The 21,677-nt window shown below is 43.6% G+C and carries 17 protein-coding genes; 13 read left to right on the top strand and 4 right to left on the bottom strand.

Annotated elements, in window-relative coordinates; translation table 11 throughout:
- The first annotated feature begins 125 nt into the window (after positions 1-125).
- The 11 genes from NL647_RS01300 to NL647_RS01250 all read left to right on the top strand — a co-directional run bounded on the left by NL647_RS01300 (position 126) and on the right by NL647_RS01250 (position 12,383).
- On the top strand, positions 126-1,007 hold the full coding sequence (locus NL647_RS01300; RefSeq protein ID WP_005451283.1) for a LysR family transcriptional regulator: 882 nt from the start codon (positions 126-128) through the stop codon (positions 1,005-1,007).
- A 102-nt stretch (positions 1,008-1,109) separates the two neighbouring features.
- Complete coding sequence (locus NL647_RS01295) at positions 1,110-2,192, top strand: efflux RND transporter periplasmic adaptor subunit (protein ID WP_029790137.1); 1,083 nt, start codon at positions 1,110-1,112, stop codon at positions 2,190-2,192.
- 9 nt (positions 2,193-2,201) lie between these two features.
- The gene (locus NL647_RS01290) at positions 2,202-5,258 is read left to right on the top strand and encodes an efflux RND transporter permease subunit (protein ID WP_009697202.1); all 3,057 of its coding nucleotides are present in this window, start codon (positions 2,202-2,204) and stop codon (positions 5,256-5,258) included.
- A 2-nt stretch (positions 5,259-5,260) separates the two neighbouring features.
- Complete coding sequence (locus NL647_RS01285) at positions 5,261-6,754, top strand: efflux transporter outer membrane subunit (protein ID WP_253649501.1); 1,494 nt, start codon at positions 5,261-5,263, stop codon at positions 6,752-6,754.
- Between the two features lie 152 nt (positions 6,755-6,906).
- Positions 6,907-7,062: a DUF5993 family protein gene (locus tag NL647_RS01280; protein WP_253649500.1), complete on the top strand. Its 156-nt coding sequence runs from the start codon at positions 6,907-6,909 to the stop codon at positions 7,060-7,062.
- Between the two features lie 11 nt (positions 7,063-7,073).
- On the top strand, positions 7,074-7,613 hold the full coding sequence (locus NL647_RS01275) for a disulfide bond formation protein B (protein WP_009697204.1): 540 nt from the start codon (positions 7,074-7,076) through the stop codon (positions 7,611-7,613).
- A 219-nt stretch (positions 7,614-7,832) separates the two neighbouring features.
- Positions 7,833-9,059 (top strand): sodium/glutamate symporter, encoded by a 1,227-nt coding sequence (gltS, locus tag NL647_RS01270; RefSeq protein WP_005451274.1) that lies wholly within the window; start codon positions 7,833-7,835, stop codon positions 9,057-9,059.
- A gap of 147 nt (positions 9,060-9,206) precedes the next feature.
- The gene (locus NL647_RS01265; protein ID WP_026000163.1) at positions 9,207-9,461 is read left to right on the top strand and encodes a hypothetical protein; all 255 of its coding nucleotides are present in this window, start codon (positions 9,207-9,209) and stop codon (positions 9,459-9,461) included.
- A 372-nt stretch (positions 9,462-9,833) separates the two neighbouring features.
- Entirely contained in the window at positions 9,834-10,850 is a 1,017-nt protein-coding gene (locus NL647_RS01260; protein ID WP_009697206.1) for a GGDEF domain-containing protein, read from the top strand.
- 64 nt (positions 10,851-10,914) lie between these two features.
- The gene (locus NL647_RS01255) at positions 10,915-11,730 is read left to right on the top strand and encodes a helix-turn-helix domain-containing protein (protein ID WP_005451271.1); all 816 of its coding nucleotides are present in this window, start codon (positions 10,915-10,917) and stop codon (positions 11,728-11,730) included.
- A complete protein-coding gene (locus tag NL647_RS01250) occupies positions 11,730-12,383 on the top strand; it encodes a LuxR C-terminal-related transcriptional regulator (protein ID WP_253649499.1) in 654 nt (217 codons plus the stop codon). The genes NL647_RS01255 and NL647_RS01250 overlap by 1 nt, the downstream gene beginning before the upstream one ends.
- Before the next feature lie 67 nt (positions 12,384-12,450).
- On the opposite strand, the gene NL647_RS01245 is transcribed toward NL647_RS01250, so the two are convergent.
- A complete protein-coding gene (locus tag NL647_RS01245) occupies positions 12,451-14,868 on the bottom strand; it encodes a glycoside hydrolase family 2 protein (RefSeq protein ID WP_253649498.1) in 2,418 nt (805 codons plus the stop codon).
- A 292-nt stretch (positions 14,869-15,160) separates the two neighbouring features.
- On the opposite strand from NL647_RS01245, the gene NL647_RS01240 reads away from it, so the two are divergent.
- Positions 15,161-16,744 carry a BCCT family transporter gene (locus tag NL647_RS01240; RefSeq protein WP_009697209.1) on the top strand — a complete coding sequence of 528 codons (1,584 nt, stop codon included), beginning with the start codon at positions 15,161-15,163 and terminating at the stop codon, positions 16,742-16,744.
- Positions 16,745-16,846: 102 nt separating this feature from the next.
- On the opposite strand, the gene NL647_RS01235 is transcribed toward NL647_RS01240, so the two are convergent.
- Positions 16,847-18,448 (bottom strand): long-chain fatty acid--CoA ligase, encoded by a 1,602-nt coding sequence (locus NL647_RS01235; protein ID WP_017819392.1) that lies wholly within the window; start codon positions 18,446-18,448, stop codon positions 16,847-16,849.
- A gap of 304 nt (positions 18,449-18,752) precedes the next feature.
- Between NL647_RS01235 and NL647_RS01230 the strand changes: the two genes are divergently transcribed.
- Positions 18,753-19,412: an HAD family phosphatase gene (locus NL647_RS01230; RefSeq protein WP_253649497.1), complete on the top strand. Its 660-nt coding sequence runs from the start codon at positions 18,753-18,755 to the stop codon at positions 19,410-19,412.
- A 58-nt stretch (positions 19,413-19,470) separates the two neighbouring features.
- Here NL647_RS01230 and NL647_RS01225 read toward each other — a convergent pair whose 3' ends face one another.
- Positions 19,471-20,265, bottom strand: a complete 795-nt coding sequence (locus tag NL647_RS01225; protein WP_253649496.1) for a hypothetical protein — start codon at positions 20,263-20,265, stop codon at positions 19,471-19,473.
- Positions 20,265-21,476, bottom strand: a complete 1,212-nt coding sequence (locus NL647_RS01220; protein WP_009697213.1) for a hypothetical protein — start codon at positions 21,474-21,476, stop codon at positions 20,265-20,267. Before NL647_RS01220 ends, NL647_RS01225 begins: the two co-directional genes overlap by 1 nt.
- Positions 21,477-21,677: the final 201 nt, after the last annotated feature.

Below are 21,677 nucleotides of genomic sequence, written 5' to 3'. Positions count from 1 at the left end.
ATTCCCTATTTCTATTTGATGACAAGTGACGGTTATCAAAAGTCGCGTTATGTTTTGTGCATAACCTCGTGATGCTTTAGAGTGTCACGGTTTAATACAGTGTTCAATAAGCATGGAGCGCCAGAGTGAAAATTGACGATCTCAAACTGTTCATTAAGGTGGTGGATTTAGGTAGCTTTACCGCCGCAGCCAATGCGCTGGACTTACCACGTGCGAATGTAAGCCGGCGAATTGGAGAGTTAGAACAATCTCTTGGAGCACAGCTATTCCATCGAACAACACGCAGTTTATCGCTCACCAACAACGGCGAGGCGTATTACGAGAATCTGCAAAAAGCACTCACTATGCTCGACTCTGCAAATGAGCAAGTCAGCAACGATACCAATGAGGTCCGCGGTCGAATCAAGCTCGGTTTATTACCTGAAACCGATGAACTAGTGCGCCCTATTCTGTTCGACTTTCACGATCAATACCCTCATGTTGAGTTAGATATTCGTAATATCAACAACGGCTTTCATGATATGTTCCAACAAGGCTTGGATATTGCGTTTCACGGTGGTGCATTATTCGATTCTGATATTGTGGCACGCAAACTGCTGACGCTCGACCGATGCTTGGTCGCCTCCCCGAGCTACCTACAAACCCATGGAACGCCGGAAACACTAGAGCAATTAAAAACGCATCAATGCGTGTGCTTCCGTTGGCCAAATGGCGACATTGATAATGTCTGGCATTTTCAAGAACAAAGCGTACAACTCAGTCCCAAGCTTATCTCGAATAACATCGGTTTTATTAAAAACGCCACCATCTTAGATCGCGGCATTACTTTTATGCCCAAACTGCTCGTAAAACGTGAATTAGAATCGGGCACTTTGGTCCAGTTATTGTCACAGTATTCGGTAACAGAAGAGTCTGGCTGGCTACTCTACCCTCAACCTAAAACCCTAAGCCAAGCGAGCCGATTACTTATTGAGCATCTAATTAAAGAAATCCCCAAATTGGTTTAGATACATTATTGTCTCATTTTTTGAGACAGTGAGTCTCAGAGTCGAGTAATTATCTGAACAGCGTTCGATTGTATGATGGCACCAAAATTAGGGAGCCATCTTATGAACCGTCTATTCAAAACCACAGCGTTAAGTGCAGCGACACTCGCGCTGCTTGGTTGTAACCAAAACCAAACCACATTCGCCGAACCTGAATCTCCTCGACCAATACAAGTCGTCGAAGTAAAGGACAGCAACTCCGCCTCAAGCAAATCATTTAGCGGCATTGTTCACGCCAAAGAAAGTGCTTCTCTTTCTTTTCGTGTACCAGGCACGGTAGAAAGCGTTTTGGTGAAGAAAGGCGATCATGTCGAGAAAGGGCAAGTCATTGCTACGCTTGACCCACACGATTATCAAGTCTCACTAGAAGAGCTACAAGCTCGTATGCTGGAGGCAAAGTCCGCACATAAACTGGCGAAAGCGGAGCTTAAGCGCGTTAAGCAAGCAACTGACGATAATGCCATTGCTAGCGTTAATTTAGACCGTGCCATCAGCGGTTATGAACGCAGTCTATCCGCTGTCAAAGTGGTAGAAAAAAACATCCAGCGAGCGGAAGACGCACTGACTTACACCACATTACGCGCACCATTTTCAGGCAACATTGGTGAAGTCCGTATTGATGCTTTCGAACAAACCCTGCCTGGCGTGAGCGTGGCTACGATTCAGCAAGATGGGCAATGGGAAGTGGATATCGATGTGCCAGAAAATATGGTTCGACAGTTTAACCTTGGTCAATCTGCAGCACTTTCTTGGTACGGTGCTGAGCAAACCTACAGTGCAAAAGTCGCCGAGATTGCTCCGAAAAAGCATTTAATCAAGCAAACTTATCCTGTCACGCTAGCGATCGATTCTATTTCTAAAAACTTGTTCAATGGTAAAGCGGTTACGGTAACGACCTCGTTCCAACCGAATCAATCAAGCCACTGCTTCCCATACTCTGCCATTTTGGGCGAAAAGAAGACCCTACACGTCAACGTGGTGCGAGATGCTGTCGTACACAGTGAACCCGTTAACTTGCAATCCATCGATTCTCATCAAGCTTGTGTTTCCGGCGATTTCCAACAAGGTGACTATGTCGTTATCAGCGGAACTCACTATCTCAAACCAGGCGATAACACGCCAAACCTAACCATCAAAACGCTATAGGTTCAAACCATGATCAATTTAGCCGAATTCGCGATAAGACAGCGTACTTTCGTGTTGTTCTTCATCGCCTTAAGTGTGGTGGCGGGTATTTACTCCTACTTCGACCTAGGGAAATTAGAAGACCCAAGCTTTACCGTTAAAACCGCTGTCGTGGTGACCTTGTATCCGGGAGCATCGGCTCAAGAAGTCGAACAGCAAGTGACCGATACTATTGAGACTAAGCTGCAGGAAATGGCAGAACTGAACCGATTACGTTCATTGTCTCGTCCTGGAATGTCGATGGTATTTGTCGATTTGAAAGAGAGTCTCAATTCAAAAGCGTTGCCTCAGCAATGGGACTTACTGCGACGTAAAGTGAATGACGTGAAGCTACAACTGCCTTCTACGGCACAAATCAGCATAGTGCAAGATGAGTTTTCTGAAGTGTACGGCATGCTTTTCTCTATCCACAGTGAAGACGCAGCACCAGAAGAATTACGTCGTTATGCAGAAGAGCTTCAGCGCCAAATTAAGGCGGTAAAAGGCATCAAAAAGATCGAACTTCACGGCGTACAGCCGCGTGTCGTGCACATCGATATGCCTGATGAGCGTTTAGCACAATACGGCTTATCTGTGGCGCAAGTGTGGAACCAGCTCAGCACACAAAACATGACCTTTGAAGCGGGGAAATTCGATGCAGGAACCGAGCGTATTCGCATCACGCAAACCAGCGAGTTTCAATCACTAGACGATATTCGCAACTTGGTAATCAAAGGTGGCGTAAGTGAACTAGGCACAGGTCTAATTCGCTTAGGTGACATCGCCGAAGTGAGTATGGGATACCAAACTCCCGCGCTGACAGAAAGTCGATTTAATGGTCAACCTGCCGTGACTTTGGCGGTGAGTCCTGTTGAAGGCATTAACGTTGTGTCATTGGGCGATACCATTCGTGACATTATCCATAACTACGAGCAAACATTGCCGCTCGGCGTCGATATTTCTACCGTCGCTTATCAGCCAGAGGAAGTACAAAAAGCCATTGATGACTTCGTGGGCAACCTACTGGAAAGTGTCGGTATCGTATTCGTGGTGCTGCTGGTCTTCATGGGCTTTAAAAGCGCAACGATTGTTGGCTCAAGCTTGTTGCTAACAATCTTGCTCACGTTGATTTACATGAACATCGCGGGAATTGATTTGCATCGTGTCTCGCTAGGTACCTTCATCCTTGCGCTAGGCATGTTGGTAGATAATGCCATCGTGATCACTGACATGATGATCGTGAAGCTGAGCAAAGGCATTGAGCGCACTCGTGCTGCTATTGATTCAGTCAAGGAAACGGCAGTACCACTACTTGGTGCCACCATCATCGCCATCATGGGTGCAAGCCCAGTATTGTTTTCGAAAACCGACTCGGCTGAATTTGCCGGTTCAGTATTCTACATTGTTGCTTCATCGCTGCTGCTGTCTTGGCTGGTTGCCATGACCTTCACCGTATTGATGTGTTGGATGTTCATCAAACCAACACCCGCGGATGAAGATGCCAAACCAAGCCGATACAAGCAATTAGTGTTTTGGACAGTCGACAATCCGATGAAAGCACTGACGGCATTGATTCCGCTGATTTTAGTGACTGCATTTGCCGTGCCCTATGTAGCGGTAAACTTCATCCCACAATCGGATCGCCCTATCGTGTTCCTAGATTACTGGCTACCAAATGGCGCCAAGATTGAGCAAACCTCAGCAGACATGCGCAAAGTCGAACAGTGGCTGCTCAAGCAACCTGAAGTAGAAAGTATTTCTAGCTACATGGGCGCAAGTGCACCTCGATTCTCTGTGACTGTAGAACCCGAACCGTTTGATCCCGCATATGGTCAGATTTTAATTAATACCAAGGATTACGCAGGCATCAGCCAACTTGTTGAACGTGGTGATAAATGGCTGCAGAACACATTCCCGGACGCAGAGCCCCGCTTTAGAGCGCTGAAGCTCGCAACCTCGGACAAATACGCAGTCGAAGCTCGCTTCTCTGGTCCAGATGAAGTAGTACTGCATCAGCTAGCGGATCAAGCAAAAGCCATTTTTGCTACTCATCCTGATGCAAAATACGTTCGTGATGACTGGCGCCAAGAGAGCAAGGTTCTCAAACCCATCATCAATCAAGACAAAATGCGTCAAGCTGGTATCAACCGTGCGGACATCGCCTTTGCTTTGAAACGTGCTTCTGACGGCATGCCTTTGGGACAGATGAATCTCAATGATGAGCTCATTCCAATTCAACTGCGTGGCACTTCTCAAAACATGGCGTCACTGGAAACATTACCTGTACGTTCACTACTGGGCATGCACAGCGTACCTCTTGGTCAGGTGGTTGATGGCTTTGAGTTAGTACCAGAAGAGAGCATGATTTGGCGTCGTAACCGAGTAAAAACCATCACTGCGCAAGCGGGTGTCGCACGTCACTCGACACCTGCGACAGTAAGAAATGCTGTGAAAGATCAGATTGAAGCCATTCACCTTCCTGCGGGCTACAGCTTGGAATGGGGTGGAGAGTTCTACGACGAACACAAAGCTGTTACGGATATCTTCAAGCAATTACCGAAAGCGATGTTAATTATGGTGATCATTTTGGTCGCGATGTTTAACGGCTTTAAACAACCAATCATCATTTTTGCGACTTTGCCATTGGCCGCAACGGGCGCAACCTTTGCTTTGCTTGGTTTTGATAAACCATTCGGTTTTATGGCATTGATTGGTGCGGTAACGCTGACTGGGATGATCATTAAAAATGGCATTGTATTGATGGATCAAATCGAACTAGAACGAGCAAATGGACGCGCATTGGTCGATGCCATTAAGGAGGCTACCGTCAACCGAACGATGGCGATCTCTATGGGTGCATTAACAACAGCCCTTGGAATGATTCCGCTGCTGTCAGACCTATTGTTCGACCAAATGGCAGCAACCATTATCGGTGGCTTGGCAGCAGCGACAGTATTGTCATTGTTCATCATGCCGGCACTGTATCGCTTGGCATACAAAGAAAAGCCACAAACAACCCACACTGACGCCAAACTGAAGGAGGCGTAATCATGAAAAAGTTCGTTCTTGCGCCACTTGTATTGGCAATGAGTTTATCCGGTTGCGCTGTTGGTCCCGACTACCAAGCGCCAACCACAAGTATGGCTGAAACCTATCTTCATGCTGAGCAAAGCAACGTCAGCCAGGTTAGCGAAAAAGAAGCCTTTTGGTGGACGGAATTTAATGATCCGACGCTGAACGATTTAGTCCTTGATATGCAAAGCCAAAACATCCCGTTACGAGTGGCAGCAGAGCGCATCAAGATGGCTGAGAACTACAAAACCGTTGTAGAGTCATTCAAAGTACCAACCGTCAATATTGGCGCGGGTTACTTCAACTACCAACTGAGCAAAAATGATTCTCTGCTGGGTCCTGCACTCAATCCGATTGGTGATTCAGCAGCAGGTTTACCGCCACAGATTGGCAACACGACACTATTAGATAATCAACATGATGGCGTTTTTGCTGGTGCAAGCATCGCATGGGAAGTGGACTTATTTGGGCGTCTTGAGCGTCAATCTAATGCGGCAAAGATTCGTGTAGAACAAGCTGAAATCTATCAGAGTGGGCTCACCACATTGCTCACCGCTTATTTGATCCACAACTACTTACAATATCAAGGTGCAACAGAACGTCTCGCGTTGGCAACATCCAACCTAGAGGACCAACAAAAAACCATGGATTTAGTCGAAAAGGTGGTTCGCAGTGGTTACGGTTCCGAGCTCGATTTAGCCCAAGCTAAAGCAACATTGGCAGCAATGGAATCCATCATCCCTCAATTGGAAATCGCACAACAAGCGCACAAGCATCGCATTGCGGTACTACTTGGTGAGCCTTTATCGAAAGTCGAGATACGACTCGCTCAGTCACAAACAGTACCTACCATGCAAAACGTGGTGCCGATTGGGCTGCCTTCTGACTTGTTGCAGCGTCGACCAGATATCCGCATTGCGGAACGTGAAATGGCTGCCATCAATGAAGAACTCGCAGCTAGTGTGGCCAATCAATATCCGAAGTTCTTCCTAACAGGGGCGCCAGGTGTTTCAGCGTCTAGCTTTGATGACTTATTCAGTAGTGATTCATTTGGCTGGGTAGGCTCAGCAGGTATCAGTTGGAATGTATTTGACGGAGGTCGTGGTGAAGCGTTAGAGAAAATCAACCAAGCTCGTTTTGAATCCGCCACCTTGGCTTACCAACACGCCGTTGATTCCGCATTTACAGAAGTAGACTCGACCCTATTTGCTTACGGAAGAAGCCAAGAGAACCAACGCCGAATTGAAGAAGCGCTGGAGGCAACGGACAACGCGGTCAGCAAAGCGAAATCACTCTATCGCGCAGGTTTAATCGATCACTTATCCGTCCTTGATGCACAGCGACAAAAACGCATGATGCAAGACCGTCAGCTTGCTGCCAAATTGCAAACGGCACAAGTTACCGTCGCACTCTATAAATCATTAGGCGGTGACTGGGCGTTGGAACAACCACCAAAACAAGACGGTAAGTAACGCGTTTTTGTAAAAACGGTTTTGGGGAGAGGATCAGATTCATCTGGGACCTCGAATCTGCCCTCTCCTCTTTTTTATATAAAGTCGCGCATTGATACGCATTTCCTATAGTTAAAAGGATTGAAATCAGAGAGTAAGGAAGGAACTCCCTCATGATGACACTAATTTTTGTACTATTGTTAATCGCGATGCTCAGTGCATTTTTAGGCAAGAAAGCGATGGGTTATGCCTTCTTTGCTTCCTCCGTGATCATTGGGCTGTATTGGTTCAGCCACCATGCAACCGACCCTCTAGCTATTTTGTTGTAGGGGGCGTTGATATGAATCGCAACTATTTGGCTTTACTCAATACCCTCGGATTACTCGGCATGACCGCCGTGTTGTTAATTGGTTTTGTTCTGCAATTTGTACTCAATGAACTGCCTTGCCCATTGTGTCTGTTACAACGCATTGGCTTTGTCATGATCATGTTCGGCTTTCTATTGAATGTGGTTTACGGTCCGCACGCTCGACATTATGGCGTGGTTCTAATTGGCGCACTTTATGGAGTAGCCACATCGCTAAGACAAGTCTCACTGCATGTCATTCCGGGAACGCCTGGTTATGGTAGCCCTATCTTAGGTATGCATTATTACACTTGGGCGTTTGTCTTGTTCGTCGCGACTATATTTGCGGTGGCGGTCATCCTTATGCTCACCAGTAAAGAAGAGTCACCGGAACCTTACCAAATGAGCAACCTTGGTCGAATTGCTTGCCTGTTGGCTATCTCCGTTGTCGCACTTAATGCCATCGGTACATTTGCCGAGTGTGGTCCATACCAATGCCCTGATAACCCAGAAAGCTACTGGCTATTTAATTAGGGGCTTTTTGAGCTGATTCGACGAGGAGTCATGCATAGGTTAACGCAACCTTGTATCACTCCTCTTTTCTATCTGTCATGGGAATACCATATTCAGAGTAATCCGACTTGGTTCAAATTCATTAGTATGCAACTGGATGTAATTCAAACATGTCAGTATGTTTAGAGGTAAACGTACCGATTAATTCTCTCATCATGTTTTATTAGAACAGGAGTGGTTATGAACTTTGTCGACGGTGTATTACAAGTCGAATCCTTTCTCGCGGTGACTCTTGGAATCATCGTTTTATTCTTAGGTAGGCGATTAACGCAAGCGAGTACTTTCCTCAAAGAGTTCAGTATTCCAGAACCGGTTTCTGGCGGTATTTTGGTGTCCGTACTGTTTGCGGTGATTCATTACGTTACTCAAATTGATGTCCAATTCGATCTCGCGACTCGTGACCTACTCTTAGTGTATTTCTTTACCACCATCGGCATTAACGCAAGCTTGCAAGATCTGTTTAAAGGGGGAAAGCCTTTATTAATTCTGCTTTCGGTCACCATCGGCTATATGTTGATTCAAAACCTTACTGGTATCGGAATCGCCACCATGCTCGGTCAACCAGAAGCGGTTGGCTTGCTAAGTGGCACAGTCTCATTAATTGGTGGGCATGGCACTGCTATCGCTTGGTCACCAAGAATTGCTGAAATTTTTGACCTAAATACCGCCATGGAAATCGGTATCGCTAGCGCGACATTCGGTTTGATCTTAGCAAGCTTGATGGGAGGACCTATTGCTAAGTACCTGATCAACAAACACAACCTCAAACCCGCGAAAGTTGAAGAGATGGATGTCGGTACCGCGCAAGATGAGCCTCAACCCTCGATCAATGCCTATGACTTTTTAGACGCGATGCTAGCGATTCATGTATGTATTATCTTAGGTGCAATCTTGAATGAAGGCGTCAGCAGTTTAGGGTTAGAGCTGCCATTGTTCGTAACTTGTCTGTTTGCTGGTATTCTGATTTCTAACCTGATTCCTGCTTCTTACCCGCGCCTAACAGGAACGCGCTGGCCGGCTAGAAAACCCGCGGTTGCATTGATCGCAGATATGGCGTTAGGAGCATTTTTGGCGATGTCACTGATGAGTATGCAACTATGGGCTTTGGTGGATTTGGCAGGACCGATTTTCATCATTCTTGGCGCACAGTTTCTTGTCGCTATTTGTATCGCGATTTTTGTCGTTTTCCCTTTGATGGGAAAAAACTACGATGCGGCGGTGGTTTGTTCTGGTTTTGGTGGAATTTCTCTTGGTTCCACTCCAACGGCGATGGCAAATATGTCGGCAGTCGCACAGAAGTACGGTAACTCTCACCAAGCGTTTATCATCGTGCCTTTAGTCTGTGCGTTTTTTATCGACTTAGCCAACGCACTGATCATTCCATACTTCATCAATTGGATTGGATAATTAAAACGCCATCTGGTTAAAAAGAGGACACTTCGGTGTTCTCTTGCTTTATTCAAGCAAATATTGCTACCACTTCCCCCCTCACTAAGTTGTATAATGCTGACCTTGAAATATTTTGTTACGAACTCTGTAACTCTTGAGATGAACATGAACAGCAGCAGATGGGTTGGCCTTTCAATTGGTACCCTCTTTTTAATCGGAACCCTTATTCTTTTTGGTTCGACCGTACACGCCTCTTGGTACAAGATCCCAATGGAAGCCGTGAATGGCATTGCTTTTACCCTGTCATTCGGCTTAGGGCTGAATCACCTGTTTGCCTACATTTCTGCGTTTATTACCCTTGCAGCCTTATTCTATCTTGGTTATGCAATAGGTTACCGTATCCACCAAAAACTCAAGTAGACATCTCAAACTTAAGACTCATTTTAATCACCCCGCATAGTACTTAAGTACTAGTTTTTCCTCAATAATTTACCGGTTAACGCACTTTTTACGCGGACATATTGAGATCGGAGCATTTTCCCGAAAACCGTATAGTTTTATGCAACCCCGCCTCATAGAATAGTTTATAAAAACGGCAGTAGGTATCGAGCAACTATATGAAATGCAGTGTCGCTTGCAGACGAGAAAAACGCCCGAAAAAGCATATGCGCCTCGCATTTCCTTATTTATGCGGGGCTGGTTCTATGTTTCTCTCGTCCTCCATCCACACTCAACCCATACAGAATCCTCTCTCTGACTGCCCATTATTTGCTGTTCCTTTGAGACATAACTATGGACAGAACGCAGTTCACCAAAATTTTTACGCGCTACTATATGCGCTCCACAAGTCTTGGGATTCTTATCACCTTAGTCGCTTGTGCAATCAGAGGGGTTGATTATGTTGTATACCTTCCTTATATATTTTCCGCGATGGTCTGTTTTGCCTACCTTTGGGTGGGCAAATCATTTGCACTCGAGCAAAAGCATCAGTCTGTTGTCATCGCTCTGATCCTCGGCTACACCCTCACTTTTTACCTGTATTACTTCTTAGGCGGGCACTTTCTCTTCTCTTCGTTAGTCACCGTGAATCTCCTTTTAACCCTGATTGAGTTTGGCGTATTTTGGTCGGCACTCACATATGTCTTATCAATGGCAATCTGCTTTAACATTGATTTGATAACCGCAGGTAATTACCTGTTTAAACTACAGGGTTTAAGTGAGTTCTCCATTCGGAGCACGTTTCTTTACTTGTTCAATCTCTTTATTTACCAAGGCTTGCGCTCCATCGAGTGCTATTGGTTTAGCGCCTGGCAAACGCAATATGAACAAGTTGAAAAACTAGAAAGACTGCTCGAGATTGACGAGCTAACAGGGTGTTATTCCCGATTCAAAGGCAATCAGTTGATCGAACAACAGATACAACGAGCTCAACCGTTTACTCTGTTATATATCGACTTAGATGGCTTTAAATCGGTGAATGACGAATTCGGTCATGACGCCGGAGACAAAGTACTACAAATCACCGCCCAGCGTATTTTAAACCTACTCAGTGGTGGTCAGTTCGCAACAAGGATAGGTGGTGATGAGTTTATTGTTTGCCTCCCTGAGCTAGAAAGTACAAAGGACTTAGAACAATTTCAGTCTTCGCTGCACCAAGCGTGTAGCGCACCTATTTTTATCCATTTTCAAAACGTTCACATCGGTTTGAGTGTTGGTATTGCACGTTTCCCTTATGAGGGCAATAGCAGCGATTCCTTAATCCAGCACGCAGACCAAATGATGTATCTCACTAAAAGATCAAGAACATAGATTTGCGACTCATACCGAGTCGTTTCAAGCAATCAAAAATATAATGAGTTCAGGACGTAGATATATGGTTAGCAAGTTAGAATTTTCGCATGCTGTTGCAACAATTCGAAAGGAGAGAGGTTTAACTCAAGGTCAGTTGGCAGACGAGTTAGCACGGAGTTACAGTGCTTTTGAAAGCTTAAATCAACCTACATTAAGTCAATGGGAAAGCGGAAAAGTCACACCGAGTTTATTAAAAAGGCTCGCCTTCTCTCATTATATTGGTGAGCAATATCAATATACCTCAAGCGAGTATAAGCGCGTTAAAGCCTCGCAAAGTAAAAACATTTATTTAAGCTTTAAAGACATTGTTTATGAGTATCAAGTCACCGATGTAAAGAGTTGCTCACTCAATCAAATAAGCGCGTCGGAGTATCAACAAATTGATGCAGTCCACAAGCAGTTAATCACCCCAGGCGGTATGGCAGATACGCTCAATCAATTTGATGAATCTTCAAGTAAGGTACGCCTGTATTACTGTAAAGGCATGTTAGTCGGACACCTTATTTATCAAGAGCTGAGGTCTGAATTTAGGATTCTAAGCTTATGGCATTTGGGGCGCTCTATCCTGAAGTTTTTAGTCACCGATATCATCCAAGTCATGGGGAATGCGGTTGTCCACTTTCCGGTTCATGAACCCGTGGTAAAGCAACTTTTATTCGACATTTTTATACGGGATTTCTATCACCATCGGCGAGTCACGTACTTCAAAGCACCCGCCACTCAAATATTTGAAAACCCAATGGTTAAACACTGCTTCGATGGATTCTTAGATCTTGTTTTGTATCGCTTCCATCAAGTAGGAAATGAATTTATGCAGTCTCGACAGGAGGCCCACTAATGATGAATAACAATCCAACCACCAACACCATCTTATTATTCACTTGCAACAACATTCAAGGAAGAGGCTTACAGACGACAATCGAACAACAGCTTGGTCAACCAGTCCTCTTGGCGAAAGGATCAAGTACTGATCTTCCTGTTTATCGCGATGAACACTATGTTGCTATTGTCGACAGTTCACTGCCAGATCTCTCTGGGGTTAAAGTCGTGCTCAACGAGCTCGAGCACGTTGATGCGACCGTTTTGGTTAATGCCGAACCTAATTTGGGCATCGAGAGTCTGCTCTCTTGGTCGAACTTAAAAGGTCTGTTTTACTTCGATGAAGATTTTGACAAGGTGATTCGAGGATTAAAAGGTGTTGTGAATGGTGAAAACTGGCTCTCACGCGACATACTCAATCGTTTAGTGAGCTATCTTGTAAACTTAAATCACTCGGTTGCTGAGCTCGACACGAAACTCGAAATTGAGCTAACTCGACGTGAAATGCAAGTACTTACAGCGCTTTGCCAAGGAGGTTCTAACCTCGATATCGCCGACTCGTTGTTTGTAAGTGAGCACACTGTGAAGTCGCACCTCTACAGTATCTTTCGCAAACTTGAAGTGAAGAATCGAATGCAGGCGATCACTTGGGCAAAACGAAACCTGTTCTAAATCAAGCCGTTCTCAGGCTGAGAAATCAAAAGGGAGCACGGAAGCCCCCTTTCAAAAGTGCTTTCCGTTATTGCATCAAGTGGTAAACACGCAGAGACTCTGCCATTGCCGCCCAATCGTCACCCAAGAATGTTAACGTAACGGGCTGGTTTGCCAATAAAGTGATGCTTGAATCTTCAAAGCGCCCAGCCGTATCACACTCCAAATGAACAAAAAACGCCGCTTTATTTGCCCGTAGGGTCACTTGGTTTGCTTCAATCGTTACTTCAATATTTGCTTTAACCATAGGTAGCGTCTTCAGTTCATGAGTGCTAAACCAGGTATTGTTGATTCGTTCATCACCCACCTGCGCTTCCACATACAAGAACCCAGACTTCAGGTCGCCCAAACCAACTAGGTCAACCTGCTCATCTAAAGACCAAATGACAGTATTGCTATCATTCATCACCGTTTTCTCTATCTGCCAAGTTTTCTCAATTTCGCCTTGCCAATTAACCCAATGAAGTTGAATATCCGCACTAACTGGTATTTTGGCATCGTTGAGCAGATGCAGACTCAAGTTGCCTGTGTGCTCCGAGAACACGAAATACTGAGGTGCAAAGAAGCGTTTCGCATGGTAATGCAACTGCTTCCAACGACCACTGTATTCGATGCTAGACCATGAACTCACAGGCCAGTTGTCATTAAGTTGCCAATACAACATGCCACGACATATCGGTGCGATGGCTCGCCAATGGTCACACGCAGTTTTGATAGCCATCGCTTGCTGCACTTGGCTAAGGTACAACATTTGCTCAAAACCGCTAGGAAAACGGAAATATCGGGTGAACATCTCAGTAATGATGCTGTTACCACGTGGGTTCTTTTGGTGCTGCTCAAAGGTAGGTGACGTAACGTTCCAGTCTTGTTCCGGTACAAACTGTTTTGCTTCCGCAAACGAAGGCCAAGATTGGAAACCAAATTCTGAGCAAAAGCGAGGATTAATGTTTAGGTAGGCATTAAATGATTTTCCTGAATGCCACACATCCCAAAAATGCATGTCACCTTTACTGTCATCATGCCAAGCATCTCCGAAGTCCAGTTCACCATTACAAGGAGAGCTAGACCAAAAACGACGAGATTCGTCTAACTGTCCGATCACCTGCTCTATCATGCGGTTGAGACGGTCATAGTTCACCGTATATTTCACTTTGTTATGCTTGGATTCGTCATACCAGCCAATAGCTCCAATAACTTCATTGTCGCCACACCATAACGCAATAGATGGGTGTTCTTTTAAGCGTGGAATTTGGAAACGCAGTTCTTGTTCAACTTCTTTTAAGAAGTCATCGCTAGAAGGGTAAAGCGAACAAGCAAACATCATGTCTTGCCAAACTAACAGCCCCAGTTCATCACACAAGTCATAGAAGGTTTCACTCTCATACTGCCCACCACCCCAGACACGAATCATGTTCATGTTGGCATCAACGGCACTTTGTAAAAGCGTTCGGTAGCGGGTTTCGCACTCACGCTCCGGCATGGCATCGATCGGAATCCAGTTCGCCCCCTTAGCATTAATCGGAGTGCCATTAATGATGAATTCCATCGCCGATCCATGTTCATCAGCTTGATTATTTAAGCTCAACTCTCGTAAACCAATCTTACGGACTAGAGTTTGTTCACCAGAAGTGACTGAAATGGAATAGAGATGCGCTTCACCATAACCTGCCGGCCACCAAAGCTTAGGTTCGCTTACAAGGAACTCACAGTGATAGTGACCACTTCCTTCGGTTTGGAGCACTTGTCGTTCACCATTAAAATTAACAATGATTTCATGACATTGATTGCCAGCCTCTACCTCTATAAGAACGTCAACCAATACACTTCCATCTGTCTGCCATTGCTGGTTTGTGGAGAAGCTTTTTAACCACACGTCCTCGACAACATCGATTTGAATCGGGTCATAGATACCCGAGACCATTAAACAAATACCCCAATCCCATCCCGAATGACATTGGGTTTTGCGGAGCAAATTCATGTGTGGAATTTGGTTGTTGCCCATTGCAGAAGGAATAGGAAACGGCAGTTTCTTTGCTCGCTCTGCGCCTTCTAAGTCTACGCGAGCAAACTCAACTCGAATCGTGTTAGTGCCTTGTTTTAAGTAAGGTTTAATATCAAGACATTGTTGGGCAAACATGTTGCTGCAAGTTAGTACTTGCTCACCATTAATGTAAAACGTCGCTAAAGTATCAACGCGAGTAAGTGTCATCCAAACTTGTTTGGCAAAGAGCACTGCGTCATCCACATCAAACTGACGTGAAATATGCCAATCACACGTTTCAATCCAACGAACTTTCGCTTCGTTATCCGCAAAATAAGGATTAGGGATGAGCTCTGCTTGTAACAACGCAGAAACGTTGTCTCCAGGCAAAGTCATTGGAATATCTATATCTGGGTGCTGTGGTGAAGTTAACTGCCACATTCCATTGAATTCAACATGAGCCATAGGATAAGACCTTTAATTTTTATTAGAACAGGTTGGTTCAATGTAATCCTGAGATGTCCTTGCAAGAATAAGGGAAATGTCATTTACGTATGAAATGCGGCGCACTTCACGCAAAAAATCTCTACCCCAAAATCAGTAATTTGCTTCAGATTTCCATAATTAATCTGGCTCTACGGTTATATTGGTGTGCTCAACGTGCTAGTATCAGCGGCTTTTTGATCATCCTCACACTTTTCGAGCTATTCGTGTGAGGGAAATGCACGGCTTCCGAGCCCTAAAAAGCGAAGTAATTATGTCAAATATGACGAACGCCGCCTCTCATGCTCCTATTCAGGAGGCAGACTATTCTGCGATTCATCCTCCTTCCCTTCTCAAGCGTCTTGAACTCACTAACCCTGTTTTCTGGTTAAGTGGTAGCTTCCTCACTGTGTTTGTTTTGCTAGCTCTAACGAATACAAACTCTCTGACCGCAATGGTTAATGCAGGCTTTGGCTTTGCAACTCAATACTTCGGTGCCTTCTGGCAAGTATTACTCCTTCTGAATTTCCTTATTGGTTTGGCTATTGCGCTAGGTCGTACGGGTTACGTACGCTTAGGTGGTTTAGCGAGACCAGATATCGATACCTTTAAATGGCTATCAATCGTACTTTGCACCCTACTTGCTGGTGGCGGTGTATTCTGGGCTGCAGCTGAGCCTATTGCTCACTTTGTTTCTGCACCACCTTTATATGGTGAAGCCTCACCAAAAGCCTCTGCAATCAATGCGCTTTCTCAGTCTTTCATGCATTGGGGCTTCCTTGCTTGGGCTATCTTAGGTTGTCTTTCTTCTGTGGTGTTAATGCACCTTCACTACGACAAAGGTTTACCGCTTAAACCACGCACTTTGCTGTACCCTGTGTTTGGCGACAAAGCGATTCACGGTCGAATTGGTGATGTCGCAGACGCGTGCAGCATCATTGCTGTAGCCGCTGGTACTATTGGTCCAATCGGCTTCTTAGGTCTACAAATCAGCTACGCATTGAACTCTCTGTTTGGTTTGCCAGATACCTTCATTACTCAAAGCCTGGTGATTGTCGCTGCGATTCTCATGTACACTTTGTCAGCGCTAAGCGGCGTGAGCAAGGGCATTCAACTTGTTAGCCGTTACAACATTGTGTTGTCTGTAGCATTGATTGGTTACATTCTGTTCTTCGGACCAACTAGCTTTATTGTGGATGGTTACGTACAAGGCATTGGTCGCATGGTTGATAACTTCTTCCCAATGGCGCTTTATCGCGGTGACACAGAATGGTTAAGTTGGTGGACGGTTTTCTTCTGGGGTTGGTTTATTGGTTACGGACCAATGATGGCGATTTTCATTGCTCGTATTTCACGAGGCAGAACCATTCGTCAGTTGATCCTCTCTATCAGCATCGCTGCGCCTTTGATCACCTGCTTCTGGTTCAGCATTGTTGGCGGCAGCGGCTTGGCCTTCGAGCTAGAAAACCCAGGTTTGATTTCATCAGCATTCGAAGGCTTTAACCTTCCCGCCGTTCTACTTGCCATTACCTCTGAATTGCCATTCCCAATGGTGATTTCAGTATTGTTTTTGATCCTGACTACGACTTTTATCGTAACGACTGGTGATTCAATGACTTACACCATTAGTGTCGTGATGACGGGTTCTACCGAGCCAAATGCCGTTATTCGTTCATTTTGGGGCTTGATGATGGGGGTGGTGGCAATCGCACTTATTTCTATGGGCTCAGGTGGTATCTCTGCACTGCAGTCTTTCATCGTCATTACGGCAGTACCCGTGTCTTTTATTCTGCTGCCAAGCATTTGGAAAGCACCAAGCATCGCGAACCACATGGCGAAAGAGCAAGGTTTGATTTAGTACGTTACTGAGTACGCAGCCTTAACTAAATGAAAATCGGCCCCGATAGATAACTTGTGTCGGGGCCGAATATTATGGTTTGGATTCAAAAAGTTTCACTACTTACAGATGAAGTTTACGCAGTTCTTTCTTATCCACTTTACCAACGCTGGTCTTAGCAATCTCGTCCACTATCTTCACTTTAAGTAATAATGCTTCTCTAGCAAGAATCCCTTTATTGATGAAGTCTTTCGCAAAACCTAACAGTTCCTTTTCTGTGACTTGAGCGTCTTCTTTCAATGTCACCAAAGCTAACGGCACTTCACCCCACTTGTTGTGCGGCATACCAATCACCGCAACTTCGGAAACACTCTGATGCTGGTGGAGAATGTCTTCAAGCTCTAAAGAGCTTACCCACTCACCAGATATCTTAATCATATCTTTTACGCGGTCAGTGATCTTGATAAAGCCTTCGTCATCAATATGCGCCACATCACCTGTGTGCAGGTAACCGCCACGCCATAGTGCTTTAGAGTTTTTGTTGTCTTTGTAGTAGTTAGGCGTTAACCAAGGTGCACGAACAACAATTTCACCAGCGGTTTCGCCATCATGAGGCAGTTTGTTCATATCCTCATCCACAATATACGCTTCTACAAGCGCAACTTTCTTACCTGTCTTCGAGCGATATTCCGCTTGTTGGTCGACATCTAACTCTAATTGCTCAGGCGTCAATTGGACGATAGAAAGAATAGGTCCAGTCTCACTCATGCCGTAACCAGCAAATACGTCGATATCACGTTCTAGAGCTGATTTACATAATGCTTTTGGTAGCGCAGCACCACCAATGACGACTTTCCACCCAGAAAAGTCCATCGCCTTCGACTTTGGAGAGCTCAGAAGTAGATGCAAAATAGTCGGCACACAGTGTGAGAACGTCACCTTCTCTTGCTCAATCAGGTTAAGCAAAACATCTGGAACATACTTACCCGGGTAGACTTGCTTAACACCAAGCATGGTTGCCATATATGGAAGCCCCCAAGCATGGACATGAAACATCGGCGTAATCGGCATGTAGATGTCACCTTGATGCAATCGACCTTGCGAAGCATTGGTACCGATTGTGCTTAATATACCCATAGTATGAAGAACAAGTTGACGATGCGTGAAGAAAACGCCTTTTGGAAACCCTGTAGTACCCGTGGTGTAGAAAGTTGTCGCCACCGTGTTTTCATCGAAATCTGGGAAATTGTATTCCGTGCTTTCCTGTTCAAGAAGGCGTTCATACTCACACTCTTCATCATCACGTAACACAACGTAGCGAGTGACCGTATCAATGCGCCCTTTGATCTGGTCTAAAATTGGTAGAAACTCTTCATGAATAAGAATGATGTCATCTTCAGCATGATCAATGGTGTAAAGGATCTGTTCTGGAGACAAACGAACGTTAATCATGTGCAGCTTGGCACCAATCATTGGGATAGCAAAGTAACATTCAAGGTAACGGTGGGAGTCGTAATCCATCACAGCAACCGTGTCGCCTTTTTTCACGCCCATTTTGGTAAGCGCGTTGGCAAACTGTCTTACACGGTCATGAAACGTTTTGTAGCTATGACGGCGGTGGTTAGCGTAGACGATTTCTTGCTCTGGGTTGAAAGCAACTGGGGAAAACAGCAAGTTTTTAATTAGTAACTGATAATTGGATGGATCATTTACATACTGGTTCATATCGGGGGTTCTTTTTGTATTTTTCTTAACGTTCGCTTTGCGAGTGACTCTATTATCGCTCAAAAGCGTGACTGTATTCAGTACACAAGAATAAGATTAGATTCGAAAGTTCTATTGTAGCTCTCTAACGCCAACTCAGAAATGCTTCATCCCTAATCATTGAAACTAAGTTTTGTGATAGTCCGGAGAAAGTGCAACGAAACCGTCACAGTTTGTCGTTAGCATACCTCACGCACTCATAAGCCTCGCTCTATACTGAGCGACAAGTTACATCGTCCTCAACCCAACCAGTGAGAACCAAACTATGTCCAAACCTTTGTATGTATTTGATATGGATGAGACCTTAATCAACGCAGATTGTGCAATGATTTGGAATGAGTTTTTGGTGGAGAAAGGCATCGCAACTGAGCCTAACTTTATTGAGGAAGATCTTCGCCTAATGGGCTTGTACGCAGAAGGGAAAATGGAGATGGAAGATTACCTAGCGTTTTCCATGAAGCCAATAGAAAACATGCCTATTAAAGAAGTCAACGCCTTGGTTGAAGAGTGCGTTGAAAAGCATATTCTGGCTAAACAGTACCCTCAAGCCAAAACGCTCATTGAGCAACTGTCTGGTGATGGTATTGATATGGTCATCATCTCTGCAAGTGTCACTTTTTTAGTGACAGCTGTTGGACGACATCTGGGTATTCCGACTTCTCTTGGAATTGACTTGGTGGTAGCGGATAACCGCTATACCGCAGAAATCGATGGAATCCCAAGTTACCGAGAAGGCAAAGTTACCCGATTAAAACAGTGGTTGGCGACACAGGCAAAGTCCTATTCGGAAATCCACTTCTGTACTGATTCAATCAACGACTTGCCACTGTGTGAATACGCAAATTACGTCTACCTTGTGAATCCATGCCCTCGCTTAAAAGTGCACGCTGAAAGACCGAATTGGACCTTGTTGAATTGGGGTTAGTGGTTCAACACTAACTGCTAATAGGTAGATAAAAAATCATGCTCTGATGAAACCTAGCCTACTTCAGCAAGTGCTCAGAAGAGCCTTCTTCAATATATTTAGAAACATGTAATGAAGACACTATAATCTCTTCTGCCTGTTTCGAATTTTCGAAGCAGACACCCATATATTTATCATTCCATCCATCATGGTGGACTTCCAAATTAATATATCCATATTCATTGAGGATATAGAAATACTGATTCTTTAGATTTGATTCTGAACGAACCTCTTCATACATTATATAATTACCCCTAAAAACAAATTCAGGATTTTTTATTAAAACTTCTTGAATTCGTTTATTTATAAGGCTTTCCTTAAGTCTCAAATCACCAATAATGTAATTTTCGTTGAAATGTTCATTAATTAGCTTAATTTTAAATTTATTATACCCTCTTCCTGTTTCAGGATCATATTCCTCTGCGTTATAGAATGTTTCATATCTTTGTTCAATATCTCTTTTTATACAATCCATGTCTATTTCTTTTTTATGTTTAAAAAGAAAAGGGATCAATTGAATTTTAACGGTCAATTTACCATAGTAACTATAATTCATAGGATATGGAATTAACGTATGGTAAAACCAATCTAAACGTGATATTTCAATAATATCGTTATGATATTTAGTTTTTGAATTATTAAGATAGTATTCAAAATCCACTTCTGGCAAATTACCACTTAGACTACTTTCGTTAAACCCTTCAGGAACAGTCAAGTCACAAATTAAACTACCAAACCGATAGAGTCTTTGTTGCGTTTGAGCAAGCTTAGCTCCTGCCCGAAACTTAAGATTAAAAAATGAAGAAATGTACATCAGTGCTTTCCTATTTTCGCATATTTTCCTACCACCCTCGCCTTTTGCTTTGCACCATTCTCTCGTAACTGTTTTTCATAGGTGTCAAGTCCAAGGTAAGGAAGTGAATGAGGACTTCCACCAATTGTTTTAGATAAAAAACATGCCCAAATAAATACTGGACTCAAACTTAAGTTCATTTTTGTCAAGCTAGTCATTCCATTTAAACCTATAACGTTAGGTACAAAATCTGCTGGATTAGATCTTAACTCCTGAACCTTCATACCAATATTTTTGGCTTTAACAGCCAAAATTCCATAATTTCCACCAGGGCTATGTACTGCTAACTCATGCCCCTCTAATCTTAAATTTGGTCTCTGCTTTCTTACTTCTTCAAGTGCTGAACGAAATATAATGGCTCCTTGGCTATGAACCGTCCATTTTACTTTTCTACGTTCACCTTGCGACTTTATCATTAAAGATGCAAGCTGTTGAGCATTCCTGCTTTTGAATATTCGAGTTTGGTCAAATATACATTCAGCTAAATCGAACACTCCACCATCAGTAGGGTTATGAAATAGATTGTACCTAACAATATTATCTTTTCTGTATGCGACATCTGTATGAACACCCATCAGCTTAGATGCAGTATTGTAGTCGTTGTTCATTCCATTAATAGTCACATGTTCACAATTTACTTTGTTGATGATCTCAGCTCCATAACTATCCCAGCTATTTAAAGCATCTTCGATTTCAGAGTTACTGCATTTATCTTTAGTATATCGAGCATCACTTTTTTTTCTTACATCATATAACATCGTTCTTTGTTGCTTTGATTTTAGTTTTGAACCATGTAGTTCATTGTCAATCATAATCTCTTCTATGACTATAGAACCAATATCAGAAATTCGATATAGAATTAAAAAATGATAACTTGTAAATGGATTCATATTTCTTGCAATGCGCCAAAAAGGATTAACCCTATGTTTTATCAAACTAGACTTATTAGGATTATTTATTATTTTATAAATATCATCTATGACATTTTTCCTATCGAAATCTGTCATTGACTTTATTACCAATATTGCTTGTCTAGTAATGTGAATATTTTTATCGCTCAAAAATTTAGGGTTAATCCCTAATAAACTTATATAATCACTCGTTCTATTTAATACAAAAACATCTCTCGCATTACTTTCCGTCGGAGCTTTATCTAACATTTTCCAAGTCATTTTATCTTTCTCAAATATAGCAAAGATTATATGTTAATAAATTCAATACAAACTTAAGGATTAGATTAGATATATTACGAGTGGTGCATCCAATTTGTGTAAGTAAGTATTTTATCTTTTACAAATTTACTTTCCTTCACTAAAAATGGAAGATGACAACATCTAAAACACCAAGTTCAAGCCTTCATCACAAATTAATCA

Origin of the sequence: Vibrio sp. Y29_XK_CS5 (assembly GCF_024181835.1) — a bacterium.
In the GTDB taxonomy this organism is placed as follows: domain Bacteria; phylum Pseudomonadota; class Gammaproteobacteria; order Enterobacterales; family Vibrionaceae; genus Vibrio; species Vibrio harveyi.
This window is presented reverse-complemented; position numbering and strand designations above follow the sequence as displayed.

What these genes read in the sequence shown, in the direction of transcription:
- NL647_RS01265 (WP_026000163.1), top strand. Translation starts at nt 9,207, where the DNA reads ATGAACAGCAGCAGATGGGTTGGCCTTTCAATTGGTACCCTCTTTTTA.
- NL647_RS01225 (WP_253649496.1), bottom strand. Translation starts at nt 20,265, where the DNA reads ATGTACATTTCTTCATTTTTTAATCTTAAGTTTCGGGCAGGAGCTAAG.
- NL647_RS01240 (WP_009697209.1), top strand. Translation starts at nt 15,161, where the DNA reads ATGTCAAATATGACGAACGCCGCCTCTCATGCTCCTATTCAGGAGGCA.
- NL647_RS01285 (WP_253649501.1), top strand. Translation starts at nt 5,261, where the DNA reads ATGAAAAAGTTCGTTCTTGCGCCACTTGTATTGGCAATGAGTTTATCC.
- NL647_RS01275 (WP_009697204.1), top strand. Translation starts at nt 7,074, where the DNA reads ATGAATCGCAACTATTTGGCTTTACTCAATACCCTCGGATTACTCGGC.
- NL647_RS01255 (WP_005451271.1), top strand. Translation starts at nt 10,915, where the DNA reads ATGGTTAGCAAGTTAGAATTTTCGCATGCTGTTGCAACAATTCGAAAG.
- NL647_RS01250 (WP_253649499.1), top strand. Translation starts at nt 11,730, where the DNA reads ATGATGAATAACAATCCAACCACCAACACCATCTTATTATTCACTTGC.
- NL647_RS01290 (WP_009697202.1), top strand. Translation starts at nt 2,202, where the DNA reads ATGATCAATTTAGCCGAATTCGCGATAAGACAGCGTACTTTCGTGTTG.
- NL647_RS01245 (WP_253649498.1), bottom strand. Translation starts at nt 14,868, where the DNA reads ATGGCTCATGTTGAATTCAATGGAATGTGGCAGTTAACTTCACCACAG.
- NL647_RS01235 (WP_017819392.1), bottom strand. Translation starts at nt 18,448, where the DNA reads ATGAACCAGTATGTAAATGATCCATCCAATTATCAGTTACTAATTAAA.
- gltS (WP_005451274.1), top strand. Translation starts at nt 7,833, where the DNA reads ATGAACTTTGTCGACGGTGTATTACAAGTCGAATCCTTTCTCGCGGTG.
- NL647_RS01260 (WP_009697206.1), top strand. Translation starts at nt 9,834, where the DNA reads ATGGACAGAACGCAGTTCACCAAAATTTTTACGCGCTACTATATGCGC.
- NL647_RS01280 (WP_253649500.1), top strand. Translation starts at nt 6,907, where the DNA reads ATGATGACACTAATTTTTGTACTATTGTTAATCGCGATGCTCAGTGCA.
- NL647_RS01220 (WP_009697213.1), bottom strand. Translation starts at nt 21,476, where the DNA reads ATGACTTGGAAAATGTTAGATAAAGCTCCGACGGAAAGTAATGCGAGA.
- NL647_RS01295 (WP_029790137.1), top strand. Translation starts at nt 1,110, where the DNA reads ATGAACCGTCTATTCAAAACCACAGCGTTAAGTGCAGCGACACTCGCG.
- NL647_RS01230 (WP_253649497.1), top strand. Translation starts at nt 18,753, where the DNA reads ATGTCCAAACCTTTGTATGTATTTGATATGGATGAGACCTTAATCAAC.